The organism is Frankia sp. KB5 (assembly GCF_002099325.1).
GTDB classification, from domain to species: Bacteria; Actinomycetota; Actinomycetes; order Frankiales; family Frankiaceae; genus Frankia; species Frankia casuarinae.
Genome location: NZ_MRUJ01000124.1, coordinates 1 through 10,965, shown reverse-complemented (window position 1 = coordinate 10,965; position 10,965 = coordinate 1). Strand labels below are relative to the sequence as shown.

Here is a 10,965-nt window from a genome sequence, read left to right as displayed (position 1 = left end):
ACCCGGAAGATCTCGCGGGCGGTGGCGCGGATTTCGTTGGGGTTGCAGGACTCGTTGTCGTTGGGGAATCTGGAGTCGCGGCGGGACTGGGGTTTCGCGGGGGATTACGTGGAGGCGATGTGGCGGATGCTGCAGCAGGACGCGCCGGACGATTATGTGGTGGCGACCGGGGAGACGCACAGTATCCGGGAGTTGTTGGATGTGGCGTTCGGGCGGGTGGGGATCTCGGACTGGTCGGGGTTCGTGCGGCAGGATCCCCGGTTTTTCCGGCCGGCTGAGGTGGATGTGCTGGTGGGGGATTCGTCGAAGGCGCGGGAGGTGTTGGGGTGGAAGCCGCGGGTGGGGTTCGAGGAGTTGGTGGCGATGATGGTGGACGCCGACGTCGCCACCGAGACGGAATCGGCCGCGCGCGACGGGCTCGCGGCCCCCGCCGGGCGGGCTGGGGCGGCCCGTCCCGCCGGGCCTACCGTCGTCGACCAGCCGCGCGGCGGATCGGATCGTTCCGGGGTCCGCTCGTGACCGGCGTACCTGCGGGTGGTGAGCCCGTCGCCGGTGTACCGGTGGATGGTCTGCCCGCGCCGCGGGCTCCACTCGCGGCCGCGCGCCGCCGGTCCGGACCGGTCCCGATGCTCGCCGAGTCCGGGCTCGCGCCGAGGCCGCACGCGGTGGTCGTGGCCGGGGCGCGGCCGAACTTCATCAAGATCAAGCCGATTCTGGACGCCCTCGACGCGGAGGGTTTCCGGACCACGCTCGTGCACACCGGACAGCACTATGACGAGGCGATGAGCGAGGTGTTCTTCGCCGATCTCGGGCTGCGCCCCCCTGACCATCACCTCGCGGCCGGATCGGGCTCCCACGCCGTGCAGACGGCCGCGGTCATGACGTCGTTCGAGCCGTTGCTCGACCGGCTTGCCCCGGAGATCGTCGTCGTGGTCGGCGATGTCAACTCAACTCTGGCCTGTGCGCTCGTCGCGGCGAAGGCGGGCGTGCCCGTTGCCCACGTGGAGGCGGGACTGCGTAGCGGTGACCGGTCCATGCCCGAGGAGATCAACCGTGTTGTCACCGACCACGTGTGCGACCAGCTGTTCGCGACCTCACCGGACGCGGTGGAGCATCTGTACCGGGAGGGCCTGCCCCCCCGGGCGGTCCATCTCGTCGGCAACGTCATGGTGGACACCCTCCTGGCGTGCCGGGACGAGGCGCTGGGCCGGCCGACGCTGACCGAGCTCGGCCTGCACCCGGGCGGGTACGGCCTGGTGACCATGCACCGGCCCGCCAACGTCGACGATCCGGACGTGCTCGCCGGGCTGCTCGGGGCGCTCGGGGAGATCGCGGTGCGCTGCCCGCTGGTCTTCCCGGCGCATCCCCGTACGGCGGCGCGGCTGGCCGGGATGCTCCCTCCGGGGGTTCGGCTGCTCGGACCCGTGGGCTATCTCGACTCCCTGGCGTTGCAGGCCGGGGCGCGTCTCGTGCTCACCGATTCCGGCGGCGTGCAGGAGGAGTCCACCGTGCTGGGAGTACCATGCCTGACGCTCCGTGACTCGACGGAACGTCCATTGACTGTTACCGAGGGTACCAACCGGGTGGTGGGTCGGGACCGGAGGGTGGTGGTCACGGCCGCGTTCGACACCCTGGAGCGGCCGCCTGCGCCCCGGCGTCCGGCCTTGTGGGACGGCCACGCCGCCCGCCGCATCGCGCGAATTCTGGCCCGGGTGGTCGCCCCCCCGCCGGAACCGGGCCGTCCGGGCGCACCGGATCCGGCGATCCGTCCGCCGACCCAGGACACAGCTAGCCACCTACCTCTCTCTATGTAAACAATCTGACACACTATGTGTATGACTTCGAAGAAGCTGGTGGTCGTCGGGCAGGGATACGTCGGTCTCCCGCTCGCGATGCGGGCGGTCGATGTGGGTTGGCGGGTCGTCGGGGTGGACGTGGACGAGAGCCGTGTCGCCCGGCTGGCCGCCGCGCGGTCCTACGTCGAGGACATCCCCGACAGGCAGCTCGTGGCAGCGTTGGGGTCGGGCCGGTACGAGCCGACGTCGGACTACGCCCGCGCCGCGGCGTTCGACGTCGCGGTGATCACTGTCCCTACCCCGTTGCGGGAGGGGGCTCCCGACCTGTCCTACATCGTGGGCGCGGCGCGCAGCCTCGCGCCGCTGGTCCGGCCGGGCGTGACCGTGATCCTGGAGTCGACGACCTATCCGGGGACGACCGAGGAGCTGTTCGCCCCGCTGCTCACCGAGGGTTCCGGTCTGCACCCTGGTATCGACTTCCATCTCGGCTACTCGCCGGAGCGGATCGATCCGGGTAACCGGGTGTGGAACCTGGTGAACACCCCCAAGGTCGTCTCCGGGGTGCACGAGGACTCCCTGGCGGCCGTGAGCGCCTTCTACGACACCGTGGTCGAGCGGACGGTTCCGGTCGGCTCGACCCGGACCGCCGAACTCACCAAACTGCTGGAGAACACCTTCCGGCATGTCAACATCGCGCTGGTGAACGAACTGGCGATGTTCGCGCACGAACTCGGCGTCGACGTGTGGGAGGCGATCGACGCGGCCTCCACCAAGCCGTTCGGGTATCTGCGGTTCACTCCCGGCCCGGGGGTCGGCGGCCACTGCCTGCCCATCGACCCGTCGTACCTGTCCTGGCGGGTGCGCCGCAGCCTCGGCCGCAGCTTCCGATTCGTCGAGCTCGCCAACGACATCAACGACCACATGCCTGACCACGTGGTGCGGCGGGTCACCGAGATGCTCAACACCCGGCGACGGTCGGTCGCGGGCAGCCGCATCCTGCTGCTGGGACTCGCCTACAAGAAGAACACCGGGGATGCGCGCGAGTCGCCCGCGACGCGGGTGGCCACCCTGCTCGCCGACCTCGGTGCCCACGTGCGAGCGGCGGACCCGCACGTCGACGCGGCCCGGCTGCCGCCCCGGGTGACCCYGGTGGAGGTGGATGCGGGAGAGCTTGCGGCCGCGGATCTGGTGGTGCTCCTGGTCGACCACGACGCCTTCGACCGTGACCAGGTGGCACGGCATGCCTGTGCGGTCCTCGACACCCGGCACTGGCTGCCCACGCACGACCGGGGCCGCCGGCCGGTGGCGGCAGGCGGGGGACACCCGCTGATACCGGCGCAGGTCGCGCGGCACGACGAGCTTGCGTTCGCCGTGGAACCCCTGTGACCCCCTCCCACCTTCTGACGCCATCCCACCCTCGCGGCGTCCCGCATCTTCCCGTATCTTCTCGTATCTTTATGTAGTTGAATGATAACTGAAAATTATCGTCATCGAGAGGGTGCGGGCGGAGGGGCGGGTGCCATGCGGGTCGTCGCCACCGACGCGTGGTTCCATCACCGGCCGAGTGGGTGGCGGCGCCGGGGCCCGATAACGGTGCTGAAGGTGCTGAACCGGATGGAGCGCTCCGGCATTCATCCGGGGGCCGTGAACCTGCTCCGCCGCCTCGACCAGGACGAGTTCCGGCTGTTGTTCGCGGTGACGTCCGGCGCGGCAGGAGCGTTCGACGGTGAGATCCGGGCGCTCGGCGGCGAGGTGTACCACTGCCGGGCCGACTGGCGCTTTCCATGGTCCTTCCTGAGGCTGCTGCGCCAGGTACGCCCGGACGTGGTGCAGGCGGAGGTGGTGCAGGCGGACGTGACGATCCTCTCCGGGGTGGTCCTCGCGCTGGCCCGGCTCGGGGGGGTTCGGCGCCGCGTCGCCTACCTCGCCGATGCCCCGGACCGGCACGGCGACAGCCTGGGCGGCCGGGTGCGGCGGATCGTCGGCCGGTTGCTGCTCGACCGGTTCGCCACCCATCTGGTCGCGGTGAGCGAGGCGGTGATGCGGGGTCTGTGGCGGGAGAACTGGCGGCTCGACTCCCGTTGCCGCGTCATCTACCACGGCGTCGAGCTGGAACCGGTCGGCGTCGCCATCGCGGCCCGCCGCCGCGCGGAGGAACTCGCCGAGGACGATCAGGAGCTTGTCACCATCGTCCACGTTGCCTGCCCGGATTCGGCGAAGAGCCGGGACCGGGCCGTGGAGATTCTCGCGGCGCTGCGGGGGCGGTCTGTGAACGCCCGGCTCCTCTTCGTGGGTCGTCAGGATGCCTCCGAGACGGCCCGGCTGGTCGCGCTGGCGTCTCGACGTGGCGTCGCTGACCACGTCGAGTTCATCGGCGAGGTTCTTGAGATCCCACGCCTGCTGGTCGCGGCCTCGCTGCTGCTGGTCACCTCCCGCCACGAGGGCCTGACCGGCATCGTGCTCGAGGCCTGCGCGGTCGGGACGCCCGTGCTCTGCGCGGACCTGCCCGGGGTCGACGAGATCGCCCGGCTGCTCCCCGGCGTGACGATCCTGCCGCTGCGTATCTCCGACGCGGTCTGGGCCGACACCGCCGAGATGCTCACCGCCGTTCCCCCGACCATTGATCAGCGCCGGGAGGCGATGCGTCTGCTGCGCCGGTCCCCGTTCACGATGGAGCACTGGCAACGCGACATCACGGCGGTGTGGTGGTAGCCGGCGTCCCCGCCCGTCCGGGTACCGCCACCGTCCGGCCACGACCAGGAAGGACGACCGCCCACGATGAAGATAGTCACCTTGCTCGAGGCGGGGGACGGCCCGCGGTGGCCCGTCGCGCACGCCGTAGCCGAAAGGGAGAGCGGGGACCGCGTCATCGTCCTGATGCCCCCGCCTGACCACGTCGACAGTCCACTGGCCCGGGAGTTGACCGCGGGCGGCGTGGAGGTCGTCGCGAGCCCCGTGCCGCACCGGGGAGCGTCGATCCGCCGTCAGGCCGGTGGGATTCTCCGGCTGCGGGCGGAGCTGGCCGCGCTCGGGGCGGACGTCGTCCACTACCACCACTACGCCTCGGCGGTGGCCGCCCGCCTCGCCACCGTGGGCACCACGATCACCCGCGTGTACATGGTCGCGAACCCTCTGCACCTGGACCACCCGCTGATCCGGCCGGTCGAGCGGGTGCTCTGTCGGCTCGATCACCTGCTGATCGCGCCGACCTCCGACGTCCGGTGCCGCTACGCCGCGCTCGGCCAGCCGGTGCGCCGCCTGCGCACCGTGTCCTACGGCGTGGATCTGGACCGGTTCACGCCGGCGGGCGACCGGGAGCGCCGGGGGGTCCGGACGGATCTCGATCTGCCCGAGAACGGGTTCGTGGCGGTGCGGGTGGCGCACTTCCACCCGCCCGGTCGTCTTGTCCATCCGGGCCGGGGGGTGGCGGGCCACGAGGTACTGCTGGCGGCCTGGTCGCGGTTCGTCGAGCTGGGCGGTCGCGGCACCCTGATCCTCGTTGACGGGGCTCCCGAGGGCGGGGAGGACGTCGCCGGTCGGCGCAACGAGGCCGCGGTCCGTTACCGCGAGCGGGTCCGGGTCTGGGCCGGGGCGCTTCCCGGCGCGGCGGCGGTGCGCTGGGTGCACGGTGTCCGCGACGTGCGGCCGTACTACGCCGCCGCCGATGTGAACGTGGTGTCCTCCTGGGTGGAGGACTACGGCGCCATCGGGGTGGCGTCGGCCTGCGGGGTACCGACCGTGGCGACGCGGGTCGGGGCGATCAGCGAGCTGGTGGACGACGAGACCGGCTGGCTGGTGGCACCCGGCGACGCGGTGGCGGTGGYGGAGTGTCTCACCGACGCCGCGGCCGGCCGGCGGACACCCGCCGCGCGCGACCGAGGCTTCGCCGCGCGGGCACGGGCCGAGAAGCTGCTGGATCGCCGGTCGTTGAGCCAGGACGTCGTCGCTGCCCTGCACGAGGCCGTGCGCGRCGCGCGGTCGTGGCACGCGTGCTCCGGCCCGGGCCGGAGCGTGCCGGGATGCACCGGGGACCGAAAGAACGAGTTCACCCGCAGGTGGGGTGATTATTGCCGAACATTCCGCCGTTGTGGGCAGGGGCCGCCGGCAGCTTCCGCTACTGTTAGCAGTGTTAAGTAATTGCTGGAGTCGGGCGTGACGACCTTGTTCGGGAGGCCCTGGCGGTTCCCGCCGACCCGGAGGGTCGGCGGGGTCACAGCGTCGCGGGCGCGGTGCGAGACGCGCCGGAATGCCAGGATGGGACGGAGCTGGCCGAGGCAGGCAGGCGCCGGATGCGTGCCCACCCGGGGCCGTGGGTCCGGTGTCACCATGGTGCGGCCAGCCGGGCGGGGCCATGGGAGCGAGCCCCGCCGCTCGCGGGTGGCGGGCGGCGGGCGACGAGGAGGAGAACGATGGACACCTTCGGCAGTACCGGATCGCTCGTGGTGGGTGATCGCACCTACACGATCAGGCGGCTGGACGCGGTGCCCGGGRCCGATCGACTCCCCTACAGCCTCAAGGTGCTGTTGGAGAACCTTCTGCGTACCGAGGACGGCGCGAACATCACCGCGGACCACGTCCGGGCGCTGGCGAACTGGGATCCCTCGGCCGCCCCCAGCCAGGAGATCCAGTTCACGCCCGCCCGCGTCATCATGCAGGACTTCACCGGTGTGCCGTGTGTGGTGGACCTTGCCGCCATGCGGGAGGCGATGGCCGCCCTCGGCGGCGACCCATCGAAGATCAATCCGCTGGCCCCCGCCGAGCTCGTGATCGACCACTCGATCATCGCCGACCACTTCGGCCGGCCGGACGCGTTCGAGCTCAACGCGGCGCTGGAGTTCGGCCGCAACCGGGAGCGTTACCAGTTCCTGCGCTGGGGTCAGGAGGCGTTCGACAACTTCACCGTCGTCCCGCCGAACACCGGCATCGTGCACCAGGTCAACCTGGAGCACCTCGCCCGGGTCGTCTTCACGAAGCAGACGGCCGATGGGACGCTGGCCTACCCCGACACCCTCGTGGGCACGGACAGCCACACCACGATGATCAACGGTCTCGGCGTGCTCGGCTGGGGCGTCGGCGGCATCGAGGCCGAGGCCGCCATGCTCGGCCAGCCGGTGAGCATGCTTATCCCCACTGTGGTGGGCTTCAAGCTGACCGGCGAGCTGCCGACGGGCACCACCGCGACCGACATGGTGCTCGTCATTACCGAGATGCTGCGTCGGCACGGCGTCGTCGGCCGGTTCGTCGAGTTCTACGGCGACGGCGTGACGAACGTCCCGCTGGCGAACCGGGCGACCATCGGCAATATGAGCCCCGAGTACGGCTCCACCTGCGCGATCTTCCCGATCGACGCGGAGACACTGAACTACCTCAGGCTGACCGGCCGTCCCGCGGAGCTGGTGGCGTTGGTCGAGGCGTACGCCAAGGAGCAGGGCCTCTGGCACGACCCGAGCCGCGAGGCCGCTTACACGACCACCCTTGAGCTGGACCTGTCCACCGTCGAGCCGTCGCTTGCCGGGCCCAAGCGCCCGCAGGACCGGGTGCCGCTGGCGAGCGCGAAGCAGGCCTTCCGGGCGGCGTTGGTCGACTACGCCCAGCCCCTGGTGCTCACGAACGGCGGCGCGGACGAGGCGGATGCCGAGTCCTTCCCGGCCTCCGACCCGGCGGCCGCATTCGCCGACAAGCCCTCCGACGCCCCGATCTCGGTGAACGCCGTGGTCGGGGACGTCGCCGCCCGCCCGTCCAACCCGACGGCGGTCACCCTCGCCGACGGCACGGGCGTCGAGATCGACCACGGCGCCGTCGCCGTCGCGRCCATCACCTCCTGCACCAACACGTCCAACCCGCAGGTCATGATCGGCGCTGCCCTGCTGGCCCGCAACGCCGTCGAGAAGGGGCTCACCCGCAAGCCGTGGGTGAAGACCACCCTCGCGCCGGGCTCGAAGGTGGTCATGGACTACTACGAGCGGGCGGGGCTCGTGCCCTACCTGGACAAGGTCGGCTTCAACCTGGTCGGGTTCGGCTGCACCACCTGCATCGGTAACTCCGGGCCGCTGCCGGAGGAGATCAGTGCCGCGGTGAACGACGCGGACCTGGCGGTGGTCAGCGTGCTGTCGGGCAACCGCAACTTCGAGGGCCGGATCAACCCCGACATCAAGATGAACTACCTGGCGTCCCCGCCGCTGGTGGTCGCCTACGCGCTGGCCGGCACCATGGACATCAACCTCGACACCGACCCGCTGGGCACCGGCACCGGCGGGGAGCCCGTCTACCTGCGTGACATCTGGCCGAGCGAGGCCGAGGTCGCCGCGGTCGTCGGCGACGCCATCCAGTCCGAGATGTACGAGTCCGACTACGCCGACCTGTCCGGTGACGAGCGCTGGCGTTCGCTGCCGCTCGGTGATGGCGGGGAGGTGTCGCGGACGTTCGCCTGGGCGCCCGACTCCACCTACGTCCGGCACCCTCCGTACTTCGAGGGGATGGCGGCGAAGCCGGAGGCCCGGACCGACATCATCGACGCCCGGGTGCTGGCGGTGCTCGGCGACTCGGTCACCACCGACCACATCTCCCCGGCTGGTTCGATCAAGAAGGACTCGCCTGCCGGCCGCTACCTCACCGAGCACGGGGTCGCGCCCGCCGACTTCAACTCCTACGGGTCGCGGCGCGGCAACCACGAGGTGATGATCCGCGGCACGTTCGCCAACATCCGGTTGCGCAACCGGCTGGCGCCGGGCACCGAGGGCGGCGTCACCCGGCACCTGCCAGACGGCGAGCAGCTGGCCATCTACGACGCCGCGCAGAAATACGCCGCCGAGGGTGTGCCGCTGGTGATCCTGGCTGGTAAGGAGTACGGCTCGGGTTCCTCCCGGGACTGGGCGGCGAAGGGTACCTCGCTGCTCGGCGTGCGGGCGGTCATCGCCGAGTCCTACGAGCGCATCCACCGGTCGAATCTGATCGGTATGGGCGTGCTGCCGCTGCAGTTCCCCGCCGGCGAGTCGGTGGAGTCGCTCGGCCTGACCGGGGAGGAGACGTTCACCATCACGGGCCTCGCCGAGGTGGACGAGAGGACCCCGCCCATCACGGTACGTGCCGGCGACAAGACCTTCGAGGCGGTCGTGCGGATCGACACCCCCGGCGAGGCGGAGTACTACCGCCACGGCGGGATCCTGCTGTACGTCCTGCGCTCGTTGCTGTAGCCCACGACCGATGATCCGGGGCCGGCGGGTTCGCTCCCTGCCGGCCCCGCCCGCCGGTCCGCATGCCGCGCGCCCCCGTTCCCGTTTCCCGGACTGAGAAGCGACACGCCGTCAGCGGTATCAGTTGGGGAGGAACACCGTCATGCCCGGACAGTGGGACGCCACCATCAAGTCGGTCTACGCCGTCGACAGTGGTACCTCGGGATCCGCTCCCGCGGCGGTCTCAGTCGGGCGCTCGTCGCAGCCGGAATCGACGACGTCGTGCCCTGGCCGTGAGCGGGGCCGGTGGTGGRCTCGCCCGGTCGGGGACCTCAGTCGCGGTCGGCGGGGGGATCCTCGGCGAGCAGGGCGGTCAGCGCCGGGAACAGGGCCGGCGGGGCGGCGACGGTGAGATCTTCGCCCGCCGGGCGGCCGTGCAGCCCACCGACCCGCAGCCCGGCCTCCACCGCCACCAGGCCGCCGGCGGCCTGGTCCCAGGGCTTCAGCCCACGCTCGTAGTAGGCGTCGACGAGGCCGCCGGCCGCCGCGCACAGGTCCAGCGAGGCCGCACCCATCCGACGGAGGTCGCGCACCCGGGGCACCACCCGGCTGGCGACAGCGGCCTGCGCGGCCCGGCGGGACGCCGTGTAGCCGAAACCCGTTGCGACGAGGGCGCCGGCCAGCGTCGTCACCGTGGAGCCGGTCAGCGGTTCCCCGTCCCGGTACGATCCGCCGCCCCGCGTGGCGGTGTAGGTCGCGCCCAGCGCCGGGGCGTGCACAACCCCGGCGACGACCTCCCCGTCGACCTCGGCGGCGATCGAGACCGCCCAGTTGGGCAGCCGGTAGAGGAAGTTCACCGTCCCGTCGAGCGGGTCGACGATCCAGCGCACCCCGGTCGTGCCGGCGGAGTCCGAACCCTCCTCGCCGAGCAGTCCGTCGCCGGGGCGCAGTTCGGCGAGCCGCCGGGCGACGAGCGCCTCGGAGGCGCGGTCGAGAGCGGTCACGACGTCGGTGGGAGACGACTTCGTCGTCTCCGCGGCCACGGTGCCCTCCCGGCCCCGCGCGAGCAGGTCACCCGCCGCACGGGCGATCGTCAGCGCAATGGCGAGCAGTTCGTCCGGGTCTGGCAGGTCGCTCATCGTCCGGCGCTCCAGGGATCGGCACGAAGTGGGGATCGGCACGGGAGTACGGTCCGTTCAACGGTTCATCCTGCCAAGACGGCCGGTCGTGTACTCCCCATGGAACGTGAGAGGTGTCACGTCCGTCGACCTCTTCCGCTTCCCGTTTCCGTTCCGTTCCGGCTCCGGCTCCGGCCCAGGGGCGCCTGCCCGGGCCGGAACCTCGCCGGTCCGCCGACCGGGGGACCTCGGCGGTCGATGACCACGATCGAGGCGCCCGTAGGATCGTTACTTGTGGTTGCGACAGACGGTACGGAACGGTCCACCCGCGCGGTCCCGGCGAAGCCGAGCCTGGACGGCATCGAGGCGCGCTGGTCGACGGTATGGCAGGACGAGGGCACCTACGCGTTCGACCGGACGGTCGACCGCGGGCAGGTCTACTCCATCGACACCCCGCCGCCGACCGTCAGCGGTTCCCTGCACGTGGGGCACGTCTTCTCGTACACCCACACCGACCTGATCGCCCGCTACCAGCGGATGCGGGGTCGCGAGGTCTTCTACCCGATGGGCTTCGACGACAACGGGCTGCCGACCGAGCGCCGGGTCCAGAACTACTTCGCTGTCCGCTGCGAGCCGTCGCTGCCCTACGACCCGGGTTTCACTCCGCCGGACAAGCCCGGCAAGGAGCAGGTCCCGATCTCGCGACGCAACTTCGTCGAGCTCTGCGAGCGGCTGACCCTGGAGGACGAGAAGGGCTTCGAGCAGCTCTGGCGCAGGCTGGGGCTCTCCGTCGACTGGTCGTACACCTACGCGACGATCGACGCCCGGTCGCGGACCGTTGCGCAGCGGGCCTTTCTGCGCAACCTCGCTCGGGGGGAG

At 71.2% G+C, this 10,965-nt stretch carries 8 protein-coding genes; 7 read left to right on the top strand and 1 reads right to left on the bottom strand.

Annotated features, from left to right (window positions below; all coding sequences use genetic code 11):
• The 6 genes from KBI5_RS13355 to KBI5_RS13330 all read left to right on the top strand — a co-directional run.
• The coding region (locus KBI5_RS13355) for a GDP-mannose 4,6-dehydratase (protein ID WP_116289910.1) at window positions 1–519 on the top strand (519 nt) is incomplete at its 5' end.
• Window positions 520–626: 107 nt separating this feature from the next.
• Window positions 627–1,814 carry a UDP-N-acetylglucosamine 2-epimerase (non-hydrolyzing) gene (gene wecB / locus KBI5_RS13350; protein WP_011435751.1) on the top strand — a complete coding sequence of 396 codons (1,188 nt, stop codon included), beginning with the start codon at window positions 627–629 and terminating at the stop codon, window positions 1,812–1,814.
• Window positions 1,815–1,835: 21 nt separating this feature from the next.
• Window positions 1,836–3,182 (top strand): nucleotide sugar dehydrogenase, encoded by a 1,347-nt coding sequence (locus KBI5_RS13345; protein ID WP_085015405.1) that lies wholly within the window; start codon window positions 1,836–1,838, stop codon window positions 3,180–3,182.
• Between the two features lie 135 nt (window positions 3,183–3,317).
• Window positions 3,318–4,508: a glycosyltransferase gene (locus KBI5_RS13340; protein WP_043591504.1), complete on the top strand. Its 1,191-nt coding sequence runs from the start codon at window positions 3,318–3,320 to the stop codon at window positions 4,506–4,508.
• 66 nt (window positions 4,509–4,574) lie between these two features.
• Window positions 4,575–5,933 (top strand): glycosyltransferase, encoded by a 1,359-nt coding sequence (locus KBI5_RS13335; RefSeq protein WP_085015404.1) that lies wholly within the window; start codon window positions 4,575–4,577, stop codon window positions 5,931–5,933.
• A 272-nt stretch (window positions 5,934–6,205) separates the two neighbouring features.
• Window positions 6,206–8,989, top strand: coding sequence for an aconitate hydratase (locus KBI5_RS13330; RefSeq protein WP_085015403.1), 2,784 nt, complete (start codon window positions 6,206–6,208; stop codon window positions 8,987–8,989).
• A 311-nt stretch (window positions 8,990–9,300) separates the two neighbouring features.
• On the opposite strand, the gene KBI5_RS13325 is transcribed toward KBI5_RS13330, so the two are convergent.
• The gene (locus KBI5_RS13325; RefSeq protein ID WP_011435756.1) at window positions 9,301–10,107 is read right to left on the bottom strand and encodes an inositol monophosphatase family protein; all 807 of its coding nucleotides are present in this window, start codon (window positions 10,105–10,107) and stop codon (window positions 9,301–9,303) included.
• Between the two features lie 273 nt (window positions 10,108–10,380).
• Here KBI5_RS13325 and KBI5_RS13320 point away from each other — a divergent pair.
• Window positions 10,381–10,965: class I tRNA ligase family protein (locus tag KBI5_RS13320; RefSeq protein ID WP_157902502.1), on the top strand; the 585-nt coding region annotated here is incomplete at its 3' end.

Coding starts and splice junctions, on each gene's coding strand:
- KBI5_RS13340 (WP_043591504.1), top strand. CDS start 3,318: ATGCGGGTCGTCGCCACCGACGCGTGGTTCCATCACCGGCCGAGTGGG.
- KBI5_RS13325 (WP_011435756.1), bottom strand. CDS start 10,107: ATGAGCGACCTGCCAGACCCGGACGAACTGCTCGCCATTGCGCTGACG.
- wecB (WP_011435751.1), top strand. CDS start 627: ATGCTCGCCGAGTCCGGGCTCGCGCCGAGGCCGCACGCGGTGGTCGTG.